At 63.2% G+C, this 20147-nt stretch carries 23 protein-coding genes; 8 read left to right on the plus strand and 15 right to left on the minus strand.

Features of this window, described 5'->3' with window-relative positions; genetic code table 11:
- Positions 1-253: 253 nt before the first annotated feature.
- Both AC1DVW_RS18870 and pyk read left to right on the plus strand, forming a co-directional pair.
- The gene (locus AC1DVW_RS18870) at positions 254-700 is read left to right on the plus strand and encodes a DUF1036 domain-containing protein (protein WP_477271477.1); all 447 of its coding nucleotides are present in this window, start codon (positions 254-256) and stop codon (positions 698-700) included.
- Complete coding sequence (pyk, locus tag AC1DVW_RS18875; protein ID WP_477246212.1) at positions 697-2133, plus strand: pyruvate kinase; 1437 nt, start codon at positions 697-699, stop codon at positions 2131-2133. Before AC1DVW_RS18870 ends, pyk begins: the two co-directional genes overlap by 4 nt.
- On the opposite strand, the gene AC1DVW_RS18880 is transcribed toward pyk, so the two are convergent.
- The 3 genes from AC1DVW_RS18880 to ykgO form a co-directional block, all read right to left on the minus strand.
- The gene (locus tag AC1DVW_RS18880; RefSeq protein WP_477325037.1) at positions 2130-3197 is read right to left on the minus strand and encodes an alpha/beta fold hydrolase; all 1068 of its coding nucleotides are present in this window, start codon (positions 3195-3197) and stop codon (positions 2130-2132) included. The two genes, pyk and AC1DVW_RS18880, sit on opposite strands and share 4 nt — an antisense overlap.
- Before the next feature lie 165 nt (positions 3198-3362).
- Positions 3363-3944, minus strand: coding sequence for a tetratricopeptide repeat protein (locus AC1DVW_RS18885; RefSeq protein WP_477246215.1), 582 nt, complete (start codon positions 3942-3944; stop codon positions 3363-3365).
- A gap of 113 nt (positions 3945-4057) precedes the next feature.
- Entirely contained in the window at positions 4058-4183 is a 126-nt protein-coding gene (gene ykgO, locus AC1DVW_RS18890; protein WP_006327841.1) for a type B 50S ribosomal protein L36, read from the minus strand.
- A 205-nt stretch (positions 4184-4388) separates the two neighbouring features.
- Here ykgO and AC1DVW_RS18895 point away from each other — a divergent pair, with 205 nt between their 5' ends.
- On the plus strand, positions 4389-4838 hold the full coding sequence (locus AC1DVW_RS18895) for a lysozyme inhibitor LprI family protein (RefSeq protein WP_477325039.1): 450 nt from the start codon (positions 4389-4391) through the stop codon (positions 4836-4838).
- Between the two features lie 6 nt (positions 4839-4844).
- Here the strand turns inward: AC1DVW_RS18895 and AC1DVW_RS18900 are convergent, their stop codons facing one another.
- From AC1DVW_RS18900 to AC1DVW_RS18940, 9 genes are all read right to left on the minus strand, one after another.
- The gene (locus tag AC1DVW_RS18900; protein ID WP_477325041.1) at positions 4845-5921 is read right to left on the minus strand and encodes a 5-(carboxyamino)imidazole ribonucleotide synthase; all 1077 of its coding nucleotides are present in this window, start codon (positions 5919-5921) and stop codon (positions 4845-4847) included.
- A complete protein-coding gene (gene purE / locus AC1DVW_RS18905; protein WP_477325043.1) occupies positions 5918-6415 on the minus strand; it encodes a 5-(carboxyamino)imidazole ribonucleotide mutase in 498 nt (165 codons plus the stop codon). The genes AC1DVW_RS18900 and purE overlap by 4 nt, the downstream gene beginning before the upstream one ends.
- A 96-nt stretch (positions 6416-6511) precedes the next feature.
- Positions 6512-6865 (minus strand): cupin domain-containing protein, encoded by a 354-nt coding sequence (locus AC1DVW_RS18910; protein WP_477325045.1) that lies wholly within the window; start codon positions 6863-6865, stop codon positions 6512-6514.
- Positions 6866-6964: 99 nt separating this feature from the next.
- Positions 6965-8170 carry an aminotransferase class V-fold PLP-dependent enzyme gene (locus AC1DVW_RS18915; RefSeq protein WP_477325047.1) on the minus strand — a complete coding sequence of 402 codons (1206 nt, stop codon included), beginning with the start codon at positions 8168-8170 and terminating at the stop codon, positions 6965-6967.
- A gap of 24 nt (positions 8171-8194) precedes the next feature.
- A complete protein-coding gene (locus AC1DVW_RS18920; RefSeq protein WP_477246226.1) occupies positions 8195-8656 on the minus strand; it encodes a RidA family protein in 462 nt (153 codons plus the stop codon).
- Positions 8657-8691: 35 nt separating this feature from the next.
- Positions 8692-9486, minus strand: coding sequence for an amino acid ABC transporter ATP-binding protein (locus tag AC1DVW_RS18925; RefSeq protein WP_477325049.1), 795 nt, complete (start codon positions 9484-9486; stop codon positions 8692-8694).
- 4 nt (positions 9487-9490) lie between these two features.
- On the minus strand, positions 9491-10141 hold the full coding sequence (locus AC1DVW_RS18930) for an amino acid ABC transporter permease (RefSeq protein ID WP_477317844.1): 651 nt from the start codon (positions 10139-10141) through the stop codon (positions 9491-9493).
- A gap of 1 nt (position 10142) precedes the next feature.
- A complete protein-coding gene (locus AC1DVW_RS18935; RefSeq protein WP_477246232.1) occupies positions 10143-10808 on the minus strand; it encodes an amino acid ABC transporter permease in 666 nt (221 codons plus the stop codon).
- An 86-nt stretch (positions 10809-10894) separates the two neighbouring features.
- Positions 10895-11776, minus strand: coding sequence for a transporter substrate-binding domain-containing protein (locus AC1DVW_RS18940; RefSeq protein ID WP_477246234.1), 882 nt, complete (start codon positions 11774-11776; stop codon positions 10895-10897).
- 124 nt (positions 11777-11900) lie between these two features.
- Here AC1DVW_RS18940 and AC1DVW_RS18945 point away from each other — a divergent pair, with 124 nt between their 5' ends.
- Complete coding sequence (locus tag AC1DVW_RS18945; protein WP_477325051.1) at positions 11901-12704, plus strand: IclR family transcriptional regulator; 804 nt, start codon at positions 11901-11903, stop codon at positions 12702-12704.
- Positions 12705-12737: 33 nt separating this feature from the next.
- Here AC1DVW_RS18945 and AC1DVW_RS18950 read toward each other — a convergent pair whose 3' ends face one another.
- Positions 12738-12941, minus strand: coding sequence for a YdcH family protein (locus tag AC1DVW_RS18950; RefSeq protein ID WP_477246237.1), 204 nt, complete (start codon positions 12939-12941; stop codon positions 12738-12740).
- A gap of 239 nt (positions 12942-13180) precedes the next feature.
- Here AC1DVW_RS18950 and AC1DVW_RS18955 point away from each other — a divergent pair, with 239 nt between their 5' ends.
- From AC1DVW_RS18955 to AC1DVW_RS18970, 4 genes are all read left to right on the plus strand, one after another.
- On the plus strand, positions 13181-13363 hold the full coding sequence (locus tag AC1DVW_RS18955) for a YdcH family protein (RefSeq protein ID WP_477246239.1): 183 nt from the start codon (positions 13181-13183) through the stop codon (positions 13361-13363).
- A gap of 307 nt (positions 13364-13670) precedes the next feature.
- Complete coding sequence (ispG, locus tag AC1DVW_RS18960; RefSeq protein ID WP_477325053.1) at positions 13671-14924, plus strand: flavodoxin-dependent (E)-4-hydroxy-3-methylbut-2-enyl-diphosphate synthase; 1254 nt, start codon at positions 13671-13673, stop codon at positions 14922-14924.
- 3 nt (positions 14925-14927) lie between these two features.
- Positions 14928-15782 carry a transglycosylase SLT domain-containing protein gene (locus tag AC1DVW_RS18965; RefSeq protein WP_477325055.1) on the plus strand — a complete coding sequence of 285 codons (855 nt, stop codon included), beginning with the start codon at positions 14928-14930 and terminating at the stop codon, positions 15780-15782.
- Positions 15783-15867: 85 nt separating this feature from the next.
- A complete protein-coding gene (locus AC1DVW_RS18970; RefSeq protein WP_477270747.1) occupies positions 15868-16605 on the plus strand; it encodes a class I SAM-dependent methyltransferase in 738 nt (245 codons plus the stop codon).
- 4 nt (positions 16606-16609) lie between these two features.
- Here AC1DVW_RS18970 and AC1DVW_RS18975 read toward each other — a convergent pair whose 3' ends face one another.
- Both AC1DVW_RS18975 and AC1DVW_RS18980 read right to left on the minus strand, forming a co-directional pair.
- On the minus strand, positions 16610-18943 hold the full coding sequence (locus AC1DVW_RS18975; RefSeq protein WP_477325057.1) for a response regulator: 2334 nt from the start codon (positions 18941-18943) through the stop codon (positions 16610-16612).
- A 516-nt stretch (positions 18944-19459) separates the two neighbouring features.
- Positions 19460-19924, minus strand: coding sequence for a hypothetical protein (locus AC1DVW_RS18980; RefSeq protein ID WP_477325059.1), 465 nt, complete (start codon positions 19922-19924; stop codon positions 19460-19462).
- Positions 19925-20147 lie beyond the last annotated feature (223 nt).

Below are 20147 nucleotides of genomic sequence, written 5' to 3' on the forward strand. Positions count from 1 at the left end.
GGGTGATATCGTCATTCCATGAAGAGGACGCTGGCGCAATGCCGTTGTTTGGCCACGGTTTCTGCGAGAATCCGGCAAAAGGCGGCCGACCGCGCGCCGGGGACGTTTCTAAATCGATTGGAATTGGACAGAACGGCGCGTTGACATGCGCCCGGACTTTTCCGAAAAGGGGCGTTGAGAGATGCACATGTGGTTGTTGAGGGGTTTCAGGATGGGTTCCGCCGGCAGGCCGCGCATGCGCACCGCCTTCGCCATGCCGCTCCTGGTCCTCACGGTTGGCTTGTCGGCGATGGTTGCGGCCTCGCCCGCCCGCGCCGACTTCCGCGTCTGCAACGCCACGCAGAACCTGGTCGGCGTCGGCATCGGCTACCGCGCCAAGGCCGGCTGGATCACCGAGGGCTGGTGGCACATCGAGGGATCGAGCTGCAAGACGCTGATCGAAGGTCCGCTGTCATCAAGGTTTTACTATCTTTATGCAGAAGACGCCGAGCGTGGCGGGCGCTGGGACGGTCCGATCAACATGTGCGTGGCCGAAAAAGAGTTCAAGATCGCCGGCGTAACCGATTGCGTCGCCCGGGGCTTCCAGCGCGCCGGATTCCAAGAATATGACACGGGTGAACAGGCAAGCTGGATGGTCCAGCTGACCGATGAGCCCGCAACGGGAGGCGCCCCAGCCGCCCCGGGAACAAACAGTCAATGAGACGTAGCCGCAAGGTCAAGATCCTCGCCACCATCGGTCCGGCCTCCTCGTCCGAGGAGATGCTGAAAAAGCTTTTCGAAGCCGGCGCCGATGTGTTCCGCATCAATATGAGCCACACCGATCACGATCTGATGCGCACGCTTGTCGGCCGCATCCGCACGGTCGAGGAAGCGGTCGGCCGTCCGATCGGCATCCTCGCCGACCTGCAGGGACCCAAATTGCGCGTCGGCAAGTTCGCCAACGGCAAGGAGGTGCTGACCGTCGGCCAGACCTTCACGCTCGACAACAATCCGGAACCCGGCACGTCGACAAGGGTCTATCTGCCGCATCCCGAAATCCTGAGCTCGGTCGAGGCCGGCCATCGCCTGTTGATCGATGACGGCAAGCTCGAATTGAAGGCGGTAAAGAGCGACGGCAAGGCCATCGTCTGCACCGTCATTGCCGGCACCACCATTTCCGACAAGAAGGGCGTCAGCCTGCCCGACACCGATCTGCCGGTCGGGGCGCTGACCGACAAGGACCGCAAGGACCTTGATGCGGTGCTGGCGACCGGTGTCGACTGGGTGGCGCTGTCGTTCGTGCAGCGGCCAGAGGATCTGGCCGAGGCGCGCAAGATCGCGCGCGGCCGGGCGCTGATCATGGCCAAGATCGAAAAGCCGCAGGCGGTCGCCCGGCTGGCCGAGATCATCGAACTCTCGGACGCGCTGATGGTCGCGCGCGGCGATCTCGGCGTCGAGATGCCGCTCGAAGCCGTGCCTGGCATCCAGAAGCAGATCACGCGTGCGGCGCGCCGCGCCGGCAAGCCGGTGGTTGTCGCCACGCAGATGCTGGAATCGATGATCACAGCACCCGTGCCGACCCGCGCCGAAGTCTCCGACGTATCGATCGCCGTGTTCGAAGGTGCCGACGCCGTCATGCTCTCGGCTGAATCCGCCGCCGGCGCCTATCCGGTCGAAGCGGTGGCGATGATGGACCGCATCGCCACCAAGGTCGAAACCGATCCCACCTATGCCGGCATCATCAACGCGCAGCGCTCGGAGCCGGAAGCGACCGGCGCCGACGCCATCTCGCTTGCCGCCCGCGAAATCGCCGAGACGCTGAAACTGTCGGCGATCATCACCTACACGGCGTCAGGCACCACCGGCCTGCGCGCCGCGCGTGAGCGGCCGCAGGTGCCGATCGTGGCGCTGTCGCCGATCCTCAACACGGCGCGACGGCTGTCACTGCTGTGGGGCACGCATTGCGTGGTCTCGCCCGATGCCAGCGACCTCGACGACATGGTCGACCGCGCCTGCCGCATCGCTCTCGAGGAAGGGTTCGGCAAGCCCGGCGACCGCGTCATCATCACGGCCGGTGTGCCGTTGCGCACGCCCGGTTCGACCAACATGCTGCGCATCGCCTATATCGGCTCGGACTCGCACGCCGGCCACTAGGTCGGCGCGAGTTCGGCCTCAGGCACTTTGAGGTCGGCGCATTTGCCGGCGCCATCTGCATCGCCGGCGATCCGTGCTTCCACGGTCTTGGCCATCGCCTGCAGGTCGATGTCCTTGCCGGCCACCTTTTCGATCGCGCCGACGACCAGATCGGGCGCGATCCAGTCCGGCTTGTGGCCGAGATTGTGGACCCAGACCAGTTCGGCGCCGGGGATGTCACGCACCAGACCGACCGAATGGATCGTGGCATAGACCACCTTGTCGCGATCCCCGGAAATTACAGCGGTCGGCGCCCTGATCTCGCGGTAGCGCGGCGAGGCGTCGAGCGCATAGCGGTAAAGCCCGGCGACATCGGTGGCGTTGGAGCGGAAGGCTTTGGGCCTGAGCACCAGCGGGATCGAAGCCCTATCGACATAGTCGTCCGGCACCTTGTTGGGGGAAAAGACGCAGGTGGTGGCGTCGTCCATCTGCAATGTTCCCGCCGGATAGGTCAGCGTTTCGGAAAACAGCCAGCCGACGACCGGAACGGTGGTCAGACTGTAATACCAGGAGGTCGCGCCGCCCGGCCAGGGATGGCTGACGGGCGAAACGAAGACGAGGCCAAGCGTCCTGTCCTGGTGTTCGCGGCCAAAGGCTGTTGTCACGGCGCCGCCAAAGGAATGGCCGACGATAATGGCTTGTCTGATGCCGAGACGGTCCATCAATGCCGCGATGGTGTTGGCCTGCGCCGACGGGTTCTCGTTGCTGCCCGGGCCGCGCCCCGACCAGCCGTGACCTGGGCGGTCGAAGAAAACCATCTCGGCACGGCCTTCAAGCAAGGGCCGCAGCGGCAGCATCTGGTCTTTTAGATTGGCGCTGGCGCCGTGGATGAAGATGATCGGCGGCAGTTCGGCATTTTCCGGCGCCGGAACATGAACATAGTGGATGCGGGTGCCATCGATGTCGACGAATTCGCCGCCTGGCCGATTGCGACGTTCGATCAGCCACGCGCCGGCGCGGGTAACCCCGACAAGGGTAAGGACAAGCGCCATCAGGAAGGCGAGCGCGGCGTAGATCAGGTTCATGGGGGATATACGGGGGTGGAGAGGGATAAGTTTGTGGGGTGGGCAGTAGGCAGTAGGCAGTAGGCAGTAGGCAGTAGGCAGTAGGCAGTAGGCAGTAGGCAGTAGGCAGTAGGATGTGATCAGCCGCTTATCCTACTGCCCACGCCCTATTCCCTACTGCCTATATTAAATTCCTTCGCCGGCAAGCTCCTCCGAAAGCGTCGCGACCTGATCCTGGGCGCTGCGCATCATCGGATAGATGCCCAGCACCTTCTGCCAGGCTTCGAGCGCCGACTGCTTGTGGCCGGTCGCCGCCATGATCTGCGCCAGCCCCGAAAGCGCGCCGAAATGGCGTGGCTCCAACTGCAGTGTGTGGTCGATGTCGGACATCGACTTTCCAAAATTCTTCATCATGTAGTGCACGGTGGCGCGCCGGTTCCAGCCTTCGGCATAGGTCGGCTGCAAGGTCACAACCTGGTCGAGGAAATCGAGCGCGACGTCGAATTTCTGGTTCTCGATCGCCTTTTGCGACCACAGCATCATCAGGTCAATCGAAGCGCTGCCGGATTGGAACCATTCGCTCCAGATGTGCCCGGCAATGCGCTCGGCGGCCTTTTCGTTGCGTTCGCGCTTCAGGTCGGCGAACAGCTGGTCGAGCCTGGCTGCCTTGGTCTCGGCAACCGGAGGGCCGACCGGGTCGTCCGCCCAAGCGGGCAAGACGGCGCTGGAGAGGAAAAGGGCGGTTAGAAATGCAAAAAGAATCCGCATCGCCGGAATCTAACCCCGGACGGCGGATCGTCAAACTGAAATTAGCGTGAAAGGGCCGGCAAGCCGGCAATAAACATCATGCGGGCGGAGGCAGAGAGCCTCCGGCCGAAAACTCAGCCCTGGCGCGCCTTGTAGCGCGGAGCGGTCTTGTTGATGATGTAGACGCGGCCCTTGCGGCGAACCAGCTGGTTGTCGCGGTGACGCGCCTTCAGCGCCTTGAGCGAATTCTTGATCTTCATGGTCTTGCCCGTCGGTCTGGGCCCATCCCGGGCCGAATTATTAAGGCGCGCTCGGAAAGCGCGCCTTGAACTTGTGCGTGGCTCATAAACGAGGAGCCTTGTCCGTGTCAACCGCAAGCGTGCTCATAGACGACGCGAATGCATCGCACCATCAAATATCTACCATCGGCGCCTTGAGGCATTGCGCCGTCCGGGCCCGGCTGGAATGATGCCGAAGCCGCGAAGTGATTTGGGGACCATCATGCGCCGAATTTTTCTGACCGCCTGTCTTGTCGTCCTGGCGTCGGCCGCGCGTGCGGAAGATTGCGACCGCAGCGACGACAGCCAGCAGATGATGACCATCTGTGCCAGCGAAGACTTCAGCGCGGCCGACGCGAAGCTCAACGAGACCTACCAGAATCTCATCGGCGCAAGTGACGCCAACACCGGGAAACTGCTGCAGACCGCGCAACGCGCCTGGATCGTCTTTCGCGACGCAGAGTGCGCATACGCCACCGCGGGCAGTGAAGACGGCTCCATACATCCGATGGAGGTTTCGGCATGCCTGACACGCTTGACCAACGACCGCATCAATCAGCTTACCGCTGCTACGAACTGCGACGACAGCGATGCGAGCTGCGCCAGCCCCGACGAGGACGAGGGCGACATCCAATAAGATGGTTTAGCCGCGGCGGCTGATCCGGGTGAAGTGGCCCATCTTGCGGCCGGGGCGCGCCTCGGCCTTGCCGTAGAGATGCAGCATCAGATCGGGCTCGGCGAGCAGGGCGGGAACGCGCAGGATATCGTCGCCGATCAGATTTTCCATGACGCAGTTCGAATGGCGGCCAGGATTGCCGAGCGGCAGGCCGGCGACGGCGCGGATATGCTGCTCGAACTGCGAGACGACGCAGGCGGCTTCCGTCCAATGGCCGGAATTGTGGACGCGCGGCGCAATTTCATTGGCCAGCAGCGAGCCGTCGGCGAGAACGAAAAACTCGACGCCGATGACGCCGACATAGTCGAGCGCCGCGAGTATCTCTGCAGCCGCGGCCTGCGCTGCCGCAGCTGTCTCGAGCTTTATCCCGGCCGGCAAGGTCGAGCTGTGCAGGATGCCGTGGCGGTGGACATTCTCGGCCGGATCGTAGGCGGCGACAGCGCCGTCCAGCCCACGCGCTGCGATCACTGAAATCTCGCGCTCGAAGGCGACGAAGGCCTCGAGGATCAGCGGCACGCCGCCCATCGCCTCGCAGGTGCCGGCAAAGCCGCCCGCTTCCATGTTGCGGAAGACGCGCTGGCCCTTGCCGTCATAGCCCATGCGCCGCGTCTTCAGGATGCCGCTGCCGTCGAACTTTTTCAGCGCCGCCGTCAGTTCGTCGTCATTGTCGACGGGGCAGAAATCCGCAGTCTGGATGCCGATGCCGTTGAGGAATTTCTTCTCGGCGACACGGTCTTGTGCCACCTCCAGCGCGCGCGCCGGCGGGTAAACCGGAACCGTTGCGGCAAGTGCGCTGGCGGCCGCGACCGGAACGTTTTCAAATTCGTAGGTGACGACGGCGCTGACTGCTGCCAGTTCCGCAAGAGCGGTTGCATCGTCATAGGCGGCTGTGATCTGCCGGTTGGCGACCTGTGCCGCCGGACAATCCGCTTGCGGCTCCAGCACCACCGTGCGGTAGCCGAGGCGGGCCGCTGCCATGGCCAGCATGCGGCCGAGCTGACCGCCACCGATGATGCCGATGGTCGATCCCGCCGGCAAGCTCACGGCTGGTCCGTCGGTTCGGCGGCGACCTTGGCGGTCTGCGCGGCACGCCAGGCATCGAGCCGGGTGGCGAGCTTGTCGTCGTAGAGCGCCAGTACGGCCGCGGCCAGCAGCGCGGCGTTGGCGGCACCGGCCTTGCCGATGGCCAGGGTGCCGACCGGAATGCCGGCCGGCATCTGGACGATGGAGAGCAGGGAGTCCTTTCCCGACAGCGCCTTCGATTCCACGGGAACGCCGAACACCGGCAACGGCGTCATCGCCGCCGTCATGCCCGGCAGATGGGCAGCACCGCCGGCACCGGCAATGATCACCTTGTAGCCGGCCGCCTTGGCGCCTTTGGCAAAGTCATACAGCCGGTCGGGGGTGCGGTGGGCCGAGATGATCAGCCGATTGTGCGGGATGCCCAGCGCCTCCAGCGTTTCGGCGGCATGGCGCATCGTCGCCCAATCAGACTGGCTGCCCATGATGATGGCGACGTCGGCGCGGTGATCGTTCAAGCTTTTGCTCCCGGCGGCAAAGGCGCGCATTAGCGGAATTCGCGCAAAGCCGCAAGGAACAAGCACCTGCCGGTCGAGACAAAGGGTTTGCGGGGATCAGTCGACCCTGACGACGAAGTGCTTGGTCACCGGCTCGATGATCTTCCACGTGCCCTTGAAATCGGCTTCGACCACGAAAGCGTCGCCAGGGCCGACTTCGACCGGCGCGCCGCCATCAGGCGTGATGATGATGCGGCCCGCGATCATGTGCACGAACTCATAGTCGCTATAGGTCGCGTGCCAGGTGCCAGGCGTCGCCTGCCATGTGCCTGAGAGAACCTTGCCGTCGGCGGTGGTGTGCTGGACGGCGGTCTTCATGGTCGGCTTGCCCTCGACCACGACCCAGCCCGCGAGATCGCCGGCCTCGGCATTGTCGACGGCGCCGAATTTGAGGATGGTCTTGTTTGTCATGGTCAGGCTCCGTTGCCGGCATTGGCTGCCGCGTGATAGCCGATGCACCCGGCGCGGGCAACGCGGATGCGATGCCTCCAACCGGTCCAGCCGGCCAGTTTAGTCCGGCCAGCGCAAGGCGCCGGAAGACTCCTTGCGGGGAGACTTCATGGCGTCCTTGGGACGGTCAGCCGCACGCAACACGGCGCGCAGGCGTTCGGCGACGATCTCCGCCTCGCCCGGGTGAAGGTTGCAGGGGTCGAGGAAGAAGTGGCCGCGCTCGACCTCGTGGTTGCGCACGATGATCGGCGGCGAGCCGGCGGCAAGCGCCGAGGCAAGCCCGGCGGCGCTGAAGCGGCTCTCGGGCGAAACAAAGATCTGCAGCCGGTCGAGCGGGTTGGCGGTCGGATCGGGAATGATGATCGCGGCGATGCCGGGCAGCCCTTGCAGTGCGTCTTTCCAAAGACGCAGCGCTGCGTCCTCGCGCTGGCGGATGCCGGCATGGTCGCGTTTTTCCCAGGCTTCCAGAGCCGCCATGGTGCCGGCAATGCTTTCCTTGCCGACCTTCATGGCGCGGGCCACGCCTCGGTTCTGCAGATAGGCGGTGCGCACCAGATCCTTGCGCCCGGTGACGATGCCGCTGGTCGGTCCTGAGAGGAATTTGTGGCCGCTGTAGACGACGATATCGGCGCCGCGCGCGAGGAATCTGCGCAGATCGTATTCCGAGGCGGCGTCTACGATCACCGGCACGCCCTTGGCGTGGCAGATCTCGCAGAATTCCTCGAGCGACAGCATGCCATACTGCACCGTGTGGTGGGCAACGACGTAGAGTGCCGCCGCCGTGCGCTCGTTGATCGCCTCGCGCACGTGATAATCCTGCGTCACGCTGACCGTGCCGGCAGGTATCACCTTGGCGCCGGCCACCCGTACTGACTGGTCGATGGGCGCGCCGTAATTGACGATATGGCCAAGCTGGATGACGACTTCGGACTTCAGCCCTTCGGTATCGTCGGGCAACCGTTCGATCGCCAGCAAATTGGTGCCGGTCATTGCCCCGGCGATGGCCATGGTGATGCCGCTGGCACAGCATGCGGTGATGAAGCCGGCCTCGCCGCCGGTGAGGCGGGCAATGACCGTGCTTGCGGCACGTTGCAGGTCGTCCATCTCCACCCATTGCGAGGCGATTTCCGCCATCGCGCTGATCGCTTCCGGGACGATGATCGAGGCGCCGAGCGTCGTCATCGTGCCGGAGACGTTGATGATCGGTCGCAGGCCGAGCCGTTCGCGGATCGTGGTGTTGGAGCCGTTAGCGGAATAGGTTTTCATCTCGGCAGATCCATTTCCAAAAAGTCAGGCGGCGATCTCGACGACCGCCTCGATTTCGACTGTGATGTTGCCCGGCAGCGAGCCGACGCCGATCGCCGAGCGGGCGTGGCCACCGATAGTATCGAAAACAGCGGCGAAAAGATCGGAGCAGCCATTGACCACCTTAGGGTGGTCGCTGAACGTCGGGACGGCATTGACGAAGCCAAGCAGCTTGACGATGCGCACAATGCGGCCGAGATCGCCGGCCGCGGCGTGCATGACGGCGAGCAGGTTCAAGCCGGTGAGACGGGCATGGCCATAGGCTTCTTCCACCGTGACGTCGTCGCCGACCTTACCGGTGCAAAGCGTGCCGTCGGCGCGCAACGGCCCCTGGCCGGAAAGGAAGATCAGCCGTCCGCTCTCGGCATGGGTGACGAAATTGGCGATCGGTGTCGGCGGCTCGGGCAGCGTCAGGCCCAGTTCGGCGAGCCGGATGTAAGGCGTCATAAAAGGGCTCCTTGCAACAGCTTGCGCTGCCGATGTCAAAAATGCGAGGCGCGGAACCGCGCCAGGAAGCTGCGAAGACGTTCGTTCTCGAACCCCTCGGCCAGGATTTCGGCAGGCGGGCCTACGGCGCTGACGCCGCCATCGGCCATAAAGACGATGCGGCTCGAGGCGTCGCGGGCAAAGGCCATTTCGTGGGTGACCATCAGCATCGTCATGCCGTCTTCGGCCAGGCTGCGCACGACCTCTAGCACCTCGCCGACAAGTTCCGGATCGAGGGCCGAGGTTATCTCGTCGAGCAGCAGGATCTTTGGCTCCATCGCCACGGCGCGGGCAATGCCGACGCGCTGCTGCTGGCCGCCGGAAAGCTCGGCCGGCAGGCTGTCGGCCTTGTGGGCGAGGCCGACCCGGCCGAGCCAGTGCTCGGCAATGGAACGCGCCTCGGCGTCGCTTTTTCCCCGCACCTTGCGCAGGCCAAGCATGATGTTGCCGGCGGCCGTCAGATGCGGAAACAGGTTGAAGCCCTGGAACACCATGCCGGTCTCGGCGCGCATCGCGGCCAGGTCGCGCTCGCTGCGGCGCTGGCGTGTTCCCGTCTCGCGATAGCCGACTTCCTTGCCGTCGATGCGGATCGAGCCGCTGTCATAGCTTTCGAGGAAGTTGACGCAGCGCAGCAGCGTGGTCTTGCCGCTGCCGGAGGGGCCGATGACGGTTACCACTTCGCCGCGCGTGACCTGCAGGCTTACGGAGCGCAGCACGGCGACGGTGCCGAAGGCCTTGGAGACATCGCGGACTTCAAGCAGCGCGGGGCTGGCGTTTGTGGCGTCGGACATCATGCTATTCCCGAATGAAGGAGAAACGCCGCTCCAGCCGCCGGCTGGCGAGCGAGAGCGCGTAATTGACGGCGAAATAGATGAGCGCGCCGAGGATGTAGAGCGGCATCGCCTCATAGGTGCGGCCGATGACCTGGTTGATCGCCTGCATCAGGTCGGTGATGCCGAGCAGCGAAACCAGGGCGCTGCCCTTGACCGCATCGGTGACGCCGTTGATCCAGGGCGGCAGGAAACGCCTGAAGGCCTGCGGGAAGATGACGTAGGTCAGCCGTTGGCGAAAGGTCAGCCCGATCGCCATCGCCGCTTCGGATTGGCCCTTCGGGATGGAGCCGACCGCGCCACGCAAATATTCGACAACTTGCGCCGTCTTGAACAGGGTGAGCGCTAGCACGGCTGCCCAGAACGACGCCAGATGAATCCCGACGGCAGGCAGGCCGTAATAGACGAAGAAGATCAGCACCAGGATCGGGATGCCGCGGATGGTGTCGCTGAAAGCGCGCACGACCCAGCGCAGCGGCGTTGGACCATAGACAAGGCCGACGCCCATCGCCACGCCGGCGATGAGCGACAACACCACGACCAGCAGTGACACCCACAGGGTGACGGCGAAGCCCTGGGCGAGGAAAGGCAAGGCGTAGAGGATCTGGGTGAGCATATCAGCGTGCCGCCCTGAACCGGCGCTCGACGAGGCGTAGCGCGAAAAGCAGCGCGTAGCCGGTCAACAGGTACATCGCCGTTGTGACAAGGTAGACCTCGACGATGCGGAAGGTGTTGAAGTTGATCCATTGCGCGCCGTAGGTGAGTTCGGGCACCGAAATGACCGACGCGATCGACGTGTCCTTGAACAGCGATATGAAGGTGTTGGAAAGCGCCGGCAAGGTTATGCGCAGCATCGTCGGCAGGCGCACATGTAGCAGCCTTTGCCAGGGCGTCAGGCCGATCGCCTTGCCGGCGTCGAGCTGTCCGCGCGGCACGGCTTCGAGTCCTGAGCGGAACACCTCGACCAGATAGGCACCGCTATAGAGCGACAGCGTGGCGACGAACGAGGTCTGGGCGTTGTAGGCGAGATCGATGACCGTCGGCAGGCCATAGAAGACCAGATAGACCAGCAGGATCAGCGGCACGTTGCGGATGAATTCGACATAGGCGGCGATGATCGACCGTACGATGCGCCCGGCCGAAACGTACCAGACCGCCAGCACGAGCCCGATGACGATGCCGATCGCGATCGAGATGACGGCGAGTTCGAGACTGAGCAGCAATCCGCCCCAGAGCTTGTCGAAATGCCGCCAGATCAGGTTGAAGTTGAGGGCATAGCCCATGCGTCTGCCTCAATATCCAGCATGGCATCACGCTGTCGAGGAGAAGGAGGCGGAAGGGCGTTTGCTTGCCCCTCCGCCGGCTTTTGTCAGATGACCGGAAAACCGGGATGCCGCGCCGGCGGCTCCAGCCCGAAATAGTCCTTGAATGCCGCGTCGTAGAGCGCCGTTTCATGACCGAACATGGCGGTCGCGAAGGTCGTGTTGACGAAGGTCAGCCAGTCGAGATCGCCCTGCCGGAGTGCCGCTCCATAGAGCATCGAGAACCAGCTCTTGCCGGCGTCGAAGTACTTGTCGGGATTGCGCGAGGCGAGCCAGCGGACCGTCGAGAGATCGACGGCGGCAGCGTCGACGCGCTTCGATTCCAGTGCCTGCAGCACGTTGGCCTGTGTGTCGATCTGCATCACCTGCGACTGTGGCAGGACGAGATGGACATTCTGCTCGGCATCGACGTTCTGCAGGATGGAAATCCGTGTCGCCGAACCGCCGGCGAGCAGCTTGTCGAATGTCTTGTTCTCGGCGGTCGGAAGCGTCAGCAGCGCGACGCCCTCGACATAGTAGGGCCGGGAAAAATTGATCAACTGCGAGCGTTGGGCGGTCATGGTCATGAACTGGATGGTGATGTCGACCTTGTTGGTGGTGACATTCGGAATCCGCTGCGCCGGGTCCTGCATGACGAACTCGACCTTGGTCGGGTCGTCAAAAAGCCCCTTGGCGAGAATGTGCCCCATGGTGATGTCCATGCCGACGAGTTCGCCGGCATCGTTCTCAAAATGCCAGGGTGCGTTGGTGCTGCCGGTGCCGACGATCACCTTGCCGCGATCGAGAACGGTGCGCAGGAGGCTGTCGGGTGCTGCCTGGGCAGCCGCTTTCTTGACATCGACCGCGGTTGCCGCGCTCATCACGCCGGCCGTTGCCAGCCCGGCCATTCCCAGTTTCAGAAAATCACGTCTCTTGGATGTGTCGTTCACTGCGACCTCCTTTTCGTGTGTATTCCCCTTTTTCAGACACATGCGTCTGTTGATTTCGCGATTTGTCTCTTACAAAAGACACATGTATCCTATACAAGACAGATACTAACACCAGGAATCGACAATGCAAGATGGCAATGGCTTGGCAGCCGTTTCGGATATCGGTCAGGACGAAGACAGGGTTTCAGGCTCCCGCGAGAAGGGCCTCACCCGGGTGCTGCAGATTCTGCAGTTCCTGCACACGACCCAGCGCGCCATCGGTATCGGCGACCTCGCCAAGGGCGTGAACGCGCCGCGCTCGACGACCTATACGCTGGTGCGCTCGCTGGTCGATGCCGGCCTGCTGGAATTGGCCGGCGACGGTAATCGCGTCTATTTCGGCAAGAAGCTTTATCTCTACGGAATGGATTATGTGAGGGGCAACGACCTGCTCAGGCGAGGGCGCCAGGAGGTCGACAATCTGTCGCGCGAGACCGGCGAGACCTCCGAATTGTGCATGCTGCAAAGCGGCCGCTACACGATCGTCCACTCAAGCCCGGGCACCAGGCCGTTCCGCATCAGCTCGGCGACAGGGTTGCAGATACCGCTCCCCTGGACCGCTTCGGGGCGACTGCTGCTGGCGGGTTTTGAGCGAGCCGTGATCGAAGGCATGGTGTCCGAAGACGACCTCGTGCTGCCGGATGGCCGCAAGCTGAAGCTGGACGATTTTATCGCCGATATCGCCGTCGCCGAGACCACAGGCTATTGCGTCACGTCAGGCCTCGTTGACGCCTACACCAAATGCCTGGCCGCGCCTGTGCTTTCGGTGTCCGGCAAGGTCGAGGCGACGATGTGCCTGGTGGTTCCGATCGATACCTCAAAGGAGAAGACCGGCGAGCTCATCACCCTGTTGCGTGAACGCGCAAGGAAGCTTTCGATCGCCGGATAGCCCCCTTGTTCGGGCGCAGCCGGCAAGCGCCGTTCAGGCAATGATGTCTGGGATGATCTTGTCTTCCAGCGCCATCAGCCGGTCCTTCAGGAACAGCTTCTTCTTCTTCATGCGCTGGATCTGAAGGGGATCACAGCCCATGGCGATCATCGCATTGATGGCCGCATCGAAATCGGCGTGTTCTTGCTTCAGCCGAGAATATTCGAGGCGGACATCAGCCTGTTCCTGGTCGGACATTATCTACCGTCTGCACGTCTGCGGCGCCCAAAATGGGCCTGATTAGGCGGGACCGGCATCATTTTGCTAGCCGGCGCGCAGCCCATATCACATTTCACATTGTCGTGGAATGCTACCACGCAGCATTCGACATCAATGCCGGATGGTGGCAGACTGTCACCGTGCCGTCACAGAAGCGAGCCTGCGGTGGACGCCTTGGCGGCTGCAATCGAGGAAAACCATGAAAGGGAGAACCAATCATGTCTCTTGCTTCCCATCTTGATGAGTTGCAGCGGAAACACGGCGACATCGAACGCGAAATCGATGATGCAATGAACCATCCATCGGTCGACGACCTCGAAATCGTGAATCTCAAGCGGCGCAAGCTGGCACTCAAGGACGAGATTGAAAAACTGAAAGCGACGAAACCGACGACACATTGACGCTCCACAGCTGAGATAGCCGCTTCACGCGGTGAATTGTCTTGCCGGCGGCAAGTGCTGTCGCCGGAAGTGGCTGTGTTTGGCAGCAAATTTCCGAAATCGATGCTTCTGGCGGCACCCCGCAATGCGGTTCCTGCCATGATTGCGTGAGCGATTTGATCGCCCAGTGGCGACCTGTCGCCATTGACAAGCCATCTTTGCTCCTCCACCTCATGCCCGGACCTCGGCGCGATGCGCGGACAACTGTTGGAGCGTCTTTGGCGTCGACGTGGACGCACGTCGCTCCAGAGATAAAAGGCGGCCGGCCATGACCGGATATTTCTCTTCTCCCTTCGCGCGCCGGACATCGGTCGGCGTCGATGTCGGCGGTGTGATCGTCGGCGGCGGTGCACCGGTCGTCGTGCAGTCGATGACCAACACCGACACCGCCGATATCGACCAGACGGTCGCGCAAGTTGCGGCGCTGCATCGCGCCGGCTCCGAGATCGTGCGCATCACCGTCGATCGCGACGAGAGCGCGGCCGCCGTGCCGGCCATTCGCGATCGCTTGCAGCGGCTCGGCATCAACGTGCCGCTGGTCGGCGATTTTCACTATATCGGCCACAAGCTCCTGGCCGACCATCCGGCCTGCGCAGAAGCGCTGGCCAAATATCGCATCAATCCGGGCAATGTCGGCTTCAAGGACAAGAAGGACCGGCAGTTCGCGGCGATTGTCGAGATGGCGATCAAACACGACAAGCCGGTGCGCATCGGCGTCAATTGGGGCTCGCTCGACCAGGAGTTGCTGACCCGGCTGATGGACGACAACCAGGCTAAGGGTTTTCCGCTGACCGCGCAGGAAGTCACGCGCGAGGCGATCGTGCAGTCGGCGATCCTGTCGGCCGAGATGGCGGAAGAAATCGGCCTTGGCCGCGAAAAAATCATCCTGTCGGCCAAGGTCAGTGGCGTGCAGGATTTGATCGCCGTCTACACCGAGCTCGCCACCCGCTCCAACCACGCGCTGCATCTTGGCCTGACCGAGGCCGGCATGGGCTCGAAAGGCATCGTCGCCTCGTCGGCCGCCATGGGCATCCTTTTGCAGCAAGGTATTGGCGATACCATCCGTATCTCGCTGACGCCGGAGCCGAATGGCGACCGCACGCGCGAGGTGCAGGTGTCGCAGGAGCTTTTGCAGACCATGGGTTTCAGGCAGTTCGTGCCGATCGTTGCCGCCTGTCCCGGCTGCGGCCGCACGACCTCGACCGTGTTCCAGGAACTGGCGCAGAACATCCAGGCCGATTTGCGCAAGAACATGCCTGCGTGGCGCGAAAAATACCCAGGCGTCGAAAACCTCAAGGTCGCGGTGATGGGCTGCATCGTCAACGGCCCCGGCGAATCCAAGCACGCCGATATCGGCATTTCGCTGCCCGGCACCGGCGAGACGCCGACGGCGCCGGTATTCGTCGACGGCAAGAAGGCAGCGACGCTGCGCGGCCCGTCGATCGCCGCCGACTTCGAGAAGATGGTTGCCGACTATATCGAGCAGCGGTTTGGGCAACACGGCAAGGCCGCAGCGGAGTAAGGGATGCAGCGTTTCCTCACGGTAACGCTGGTTTTGCTCTGCGCCCTGGGCTGGGTGACAGCCGTTCAGGCCGATCCACCGCAATCCGCCGCCAAAAGATTGATCGGCCGGGTCTGCGACCTGATCGAGACCCAGGCCGACCAGAACGGCCTGCCAAGGGACTTCTTCGCCCGGCTGATCTGGAAGGAGAGCCGCTTCGATCCGAACGCGGTCAGCCCAGTTGGCGCCGAGGGCATTGCCCAGTTCATGCCGGGCACCGCCAAGATGCGTGGCCTCGCCAATTCCTTCGACATTGCTCAGGCGATCCCGGCTTCGGCGAAATACCTCGCTGAAATGAAAACCGGTTTCGGCAATCTCGGCCTGGCGGCTGCCGCCTACAATGCCGGTGAGAGCCGGGTGTCGCGCTGGCTTGATACCGGCGGCTTTCTGCCGATGGAGACCGAGAGCTATGTCTTCGACATTATGGGCGAGCCGGCCGACAAGTTCACCGACACCGCTTATGCCGGCACCATCCAGCCGCTCGACAAGAAAGCCCCCTTCGCCGTCGCCTGCCGCAAGCTGCCGGTGATCATGTCCTCGACCGTGGCGATGGCGTCGATCAACATCAAGCCGTGGGGCGTCCAGGTCGCCGGCAATTTCCGCCGCGGGGCGGCGATCAATCAATGGATCAGGGTCAGGAGCCGGTTTCCGGCTCTGCTTGGCGGCCATGATCCTGTCGTCAGCCGGGTGCGCACGCCGATCGGCCGGCGCGGCATCTATGCGGTTCGCATCGGCGTCGACGATCGCGCCGCCGCCAACGTCATCTGCCAGAAACTGCAGAGCATCGGCGGTGCGTGTATTGTTGTGCGCAATCGGTAGAGCTTCCGAAGGCGCGTTGCAGATGACCGCTAAAATTATCCTCCGGCGTCGGCAGTGCCGGCAAAGATTCCAGCTATAGGTTGCCATGACCGACCGCCTCTACAGCGACCCCGACCTCGTCCAGTTCTACGACATCGAAAACGAGCGCGGCGTTGATTTCGACTATTGCGTCCGCTTCGCCCAAGGTGCTCGCTCGGTTCTCGATCTCGGCTGCGGCACCGGGCAACTGGCCGCGGCACTTGCCGATGGGCGCAGCGTCACCGGCGTCGATCCCGCCTCGGCAATGCTCGATATTGCGCGCCGCAGAGCGGGTGGCGACAGCGTCGACTGGGTCGAGGCCGATGCGCGAAATGTACGGCTCGGACGGCGCTTCGACCTGGTGCTTTTGACCGGGCATGCGTTCCAGGTGTTTCTCACGATGGGAGATCGCGAGGCGGTGATTGGCACCATCGCGGCGCATCTTGTTCCCGGCGGCCGCTTCATCTTCGACACGCGCAATCCCGCGGTCGAGGAATGGCTGGAATGGACGCCAGAACGATCGCACCGGATGCTGGATCATGTCGGACTGGGCACGATCAAGGCATGGAACGATGTCCGGCGCGATGCCACCACCGGCGTCGTCACCTATTCGACCCAATATGACATTTTGGGCCGCAAAGAGATTCTGAGCGCCGAATCGAGAATCGCGTTCCCGGCAAAGGAAGAACTTGCCGGTTTGATCGATGAGGCGGGCCTGACCGTCGAGAAATGGCTCGGCAGCTGGCTTGGCGAGCCCTATGGTCCGACATCGCCGGAGATCATCCCGATCGGCCGGCTGCGCTGACGGGCTATGCCGTCTTCGCCACCACCGTCTCGCTGAGCCAGGTGCCGATCTTGCTGCCGAGGCGATCGGGCGAAACCGGCTTGGGCAGATAATCGTCCATGCCGGCTTCGATGCATTTGTCGCGATCGCCCTTCAGCGCGTGCGCGGTGACGCCGATGATCGGTGTGTGGCTGCCAGTCGTGGCCTCGATCGCCCTGATGGCGCGGGTCGCCTCGTAGCCGTTCATCTCCGGCATGGAGACGTCCATCAGCACCAGCTTGGGGCGAAGCGCTCGATACATCTCGACCGCCGTGCGGCCGTTGCCGGCGATGCGGTAGCTCAGGCCGAGACCGTTGAGGATCTGGCCGAAGACCAGCTGGTTCACGTCATTGTCCTCGGCAATGAGGATATCGATGGGTCCGTTCGGCGTGGCGGTCGATTCCGGTGCGACCGATGCCGGCATTGCCGGCCCGCGGATGACGGTAAAGGCAGGCGGCGCTACCTGGGGGATGACCGGTTCGCGAACGAACTGTGCCTTGCCGACCTGGGCGCGGGCCCTCTGGATGACCGATATGACGGTGCCGAGCAGGATGGCCGAGCGGGCCGGCTTGGTCAGATGCGCGGCGATGCCGAAATCGATGACCATCCTGCCGAAATCGATCTGGTCGACCGAGGTTAGCAGCACGACCGGAATGGCGGACAGGCGGCTGTCCGAGGCAATGGCTCTGGCGACATCGGCGCCGTTCATGCCGGGCATCTGGTAGTCGAGGATGATGCAGTCGACCGCGGCGCCCAACTGGTTGGCGCGATCGAGGAAGGCCAAGCCGACGGCGCCGCTTTCGGCGGCCGCGCAGTCGAAGCTCCAGCTTCGCAGCTGCTCGAGCAGGATCTCGCGGTTGACCGGATTGTCGTCGATGACCAGCACGCGGGCGCCGGTGACGTCGACCGGCACGATCTCGTCGCGTGCATCCTGTTGATGCGAGGGCACCGGCACGGCGAACCAGAAGACAGAGCCACGGCCGATCTCGCTTTCGACGCCGATCTTGCCGCCCATCAGATCGACGAGGCGGGCGGCGATGGCGAGGCCGAGGCCAGTGCCTTCATGGCGGCGCGTCGACGAGCCGTCGACCTGAGCGAATTTTTCGAACACGTTCTGCAGCTTCTCGGCCGGAATGCCGATGCCGGTGTCTTCGACGCGCACTTTGAGCTGGACCAGGCCGGCGACGATTTCGCCGCCGACATCGATCAGCACATGGCCCTTTTCGGTGAACTTCACCGCATTGCCGAGCAGATTGGTGACGATCTGCCGGAACCGTCCGGCGTCGCCGACGACAAAGGCCGGCAGGCGCGGGTCGACACGCACGATCAGCTCGAGGTTCTTCTCGGCGACGCGCGCCGACACCAGGGTGGCGACATCCTCGACCGCTTCAGCAAGGCGGAAAGGGGCCGGGTCGAGCGTCAGCTGGCCGGCGTTGATCTTCGAGAAATCGAGGATGTCGTTGATGATGGTGAGCAGCGCGTTGCCGGATTTGACGATGACATCGGTGAAGGTCTTCTGGCGCGGCGTCAGTTCGGTCTTGGCGAGCAGCTCGGCCATGCCCAGCACGCCGTTCATCGGCGTGCGGATCTCATGGCTCATATTGGCCAGAAATTCCGATTTGGCGCGATCGGCGGCCTCGGCCTTGAACAGGGATTCGGCGGATTCGGCAAAGGCGCGGCGGATCGCCTTTTCCATCGGCCGGAAAATCCACAGGGCAGAGACGGCAAGCACGGCGAACAAAAGCCCGCTCGCCCACAACAGCAAGCGGTCGCCGGAGGCATCAGCCATATGGCGCTCGTCGTCCATGGCGGTGCGGACGCGGACCAGCATCGGCTGGGCAAACAGATCGTTCTGGTTGCGGATCTCGCGATAGCTCCATTCATCGGCCTTCTGCGCCACCGACATCAGGTTGAAGTTGCGCACCATGTCGCGTGTCGACCAGAACAGATCGCCGTTGACGGAGGCGGATTCGAGTTCGTTGACGGTTTTGCTGGAGAGGCGCGGCTTGATCGCGGCAATCTGGGCGGTGAGCGTTTCGATCTCGCCGGTCAGGCGTTCTGAATGGCCGCGCGCCGATGCGGCCAGCCCATCGCGTGTCTCCGCCCGCCAGGTGGTGCCGGTCGTCTCGGCGAAGCTGGTGGCGTTGCGCAGGTCGCGGGTGAAGATGACGAGGTTGCCGCTCAGCGCATCGATGTCGTGACGGAAGGAATTCACGCGGTTCAGCGCAAACATCACGGCGGCGGAAGCCAACGCGAAAATCAGCAATCCCGAGAGATAGCGGATGCGGATCGAACGGATGAAGAAAGAATATTCCGGCATGCGCAACCCCAACACATACGCATCATTTTAATCGCCGGGATTACGCTTCATTTACATTAAAATTTCGTTCGTGGCGGTGGCTGACACATACCTACAGTTGCTTCGGCCAATAGCTGTCATTCGAAAACAGCCCCTATTGGCGCGCTCCAGCAGGCACGAGCTGTGGAGGGGACCGAATTGTCGGATCGGATCCTTGCGGCTGGCAAAGATGCCGCGCCCAAGCTGATCCCGCCGCGTTAGGACGAAGTGGCGTCATGACGGATAGGGAGTGGACTGCCTGTGAGGGATAAGTCTGCTTTGGTCAGCTCCACGCGTATCCGGAGCTCGCAAGCTCCTTTCCGTCTAAAAAAATTGGCCACAGGCTGTAGGGTGCCCCGGCGGCTATCCATACCGACGAGGCGGCGCACGCCGGGCTGTCGTTGGCGTGGCTTCACCATGGCTTCACCAGGAGGTGGGACGCTCCTCTGCCATCCCCAATGCGCCGAGTTTCGGGTCGATCCAGACTTGGTTGCCGATTTATTGCGCCGCTGGACACGACGCACCCACCGCCATCCAGCTTTCGATCGCCTGATAGGTGGATTCGGCCGAGCCCGGCGCCGGCTCACGATCCGTACCTGGCGTCCAGCCCCATGCGACCAGTTTGTCGTCGCGGACATGCAGCGCGACATCAGCCAAGGTGCGGCCTCCATTGCGCGCGGGATCCTTGATCTGAGCACAGATTTCGGGCGAGGATTTGCCGAACCAGGCCATCTCGGCTGGCGCTAGGCGCCAGTTCGGGGCGCCGGGAGGTCCGTGCAATGCCTCGGAATTGCTGGCGAAATGGCATGTATTGCAGCGCAGCCCCGGATTGCCGAAGTCCGATCCGTCAGCACCGCGCTGGACGTTGAAGGCATGAACGCGCACGCCGCCGTAGTGCGCGCCGGACCAGCGCGGGCGGTCATCCGCGACATGGCAGTCGGCGCAACGCGGATGCGAGAACACGGCGTAGATCTTGTCCCATTCAGGCAGCCCCTTGGCTGCATCGACGGTAACCGGCGCCGGCGTCGGGCTTTCTTGGGCGGTTGCGAAATCGGCGCCCCGCCGGCGGCACCCGCGCTGGCCAATGCCATCTTTGCGCTCACCGGCAAGCGCATCCGCACGCTGCCCTTGTCGAAACAGGTCACCTTCGCATGAAAAAGTTTCTCATCATGCTAACGCCTGCTGC

Source organism: Mesorhizobium sp. P3_B5, assembly GCF_056402815.1.

Coding starts and splice junctions, on each gene's coding strand:
- AC1DVW_RS18925 (WP_477325049.1), bottom strand. CDS start 9,486: ATGTCCGACGCCACAAACGCCAGCCCCGCGCTGCTTGAAGTCCGCGAT.
- AC1DVW_RS18910 (WP_477325045.1), bottom strand. CDS start 6,865: ATGACAAACAAGACCATCCTCAAATTCGGCGCCGTCGACAATGCCGAG.
- AC1DVW_RS18930 (WP_477317844.1), bottom strand. CDS start 10,141: ATGCTCACCCAGATCCTCTACGCCTTGCCTTTCCTCGCCCAGGGCTTC.
- AC1DVW_RS18970 (WP_477270747.1), top strand. CDS start 15,868: ATGACCGACCGCCTCTACAGCGACCCCGACCTCGTCCAGTTCTACGAC.
- AC1DVW_RS18885 (WP_477246215.1), bottom strand. CDS start 3,944: ATGCGGATTCTTTTTGCATTTCTAACCGCCCTTTTCCTCTCCAGCGCC.
- AC1DVW_RS18915 (WP_477325047.1), bottom strand. CDS start 8,170: ATGAAAACCTATTCCGCTAACGGCTCCAACACCACGATCCGCGAACGG.
- ykgO (WP_006327841.1), bottom strand. CDS start 4,183: ATGAAGATCAAGAATTCGCTCAAGGCGCTGAAGGCGCGTCACCGCGAC.
- AC1DVW_RS18945 (WP_477325051.1), top strand. CDS start 11,901: ATGCAAGATGGCAATGGCTTGGCAGCCGTTTCGGATATCGGTCAGGAC.
- AC1DVW_RS18920 (WP_477246226.1), bottom strand. CDS start 8,656: ATGACGCCTTACATCCGGCTCGCCGAACTGGGCCTGACGCTGCCCGAG.
- AC1DVW_RS18965 (WP_477325055.1), top strand. CDS start 14,928: ATGCAGCGTTTCCTCACGGTAACGCTGGTTTTGCTCTGCGCCCTGGGC.
- AC1DVW_RS18955 (WP_477246239.1), top strand. CDS start 13,181: ATGTCTCTTGCTTCCCATCTTGATGAGTTGCAGCGGAAACACGGCGAC.
- AC1DVW_RS18870 (WP_477271477.1), top strand. CDS start 254: ATGCCGCTCCTGGTCCTCACGGTTGGCTTGTCGGCGATGGTTGCGGCC.
- AC1DVW_RS18950 (WP_477246237.1), bottom strand. CDS start 12,941: ATGTCCGACCAGGAACAGGCTGATGTCCGCCTCGAATATTCTCGGCTG.
- AC1DVW_RS18935 (WP_477246232.1), bottom strand. CDS start 10,808: ATGGGCTATGCCCTCAACTTCAACCTGATCTGGCGGCATTTCGACAAG.
- AC1DVW_RS18880 (WP_477325037.1), bottom strand. CDS start 3,197: ATGAACCTGATCTACGCCGCGCTCGCCTTCCTGATGGCGCTTGTCCTT.
- ispG (WP_477325053.1), top strand. CDS start 13,671: ATGACCGGATATTTCTCTTCTCCCTTCGCGCGCCGGACATCGGTCGGC.
- AC1DVW_RS18975 (WP_477325057.1), bottom strand. CDS start 18,943: ATGCCGGAATATTCTTTCTTCATCCGTTCGATCCGCATCCGCTATCTC.
- pyk (WP_477246212.1), top strand. CDS start 697: ATGAGACGTAGCCGCAAGGTCAAGATCCTCGCCACCATCGGTCCGGCC.
- AC1DVW_RS18895 (WP_477325039.1), top strand. CDS start 4,389: ATGATGCCGAAGCCGCGAAGTGATTTGGGGACCATCATGCGCCGAATT.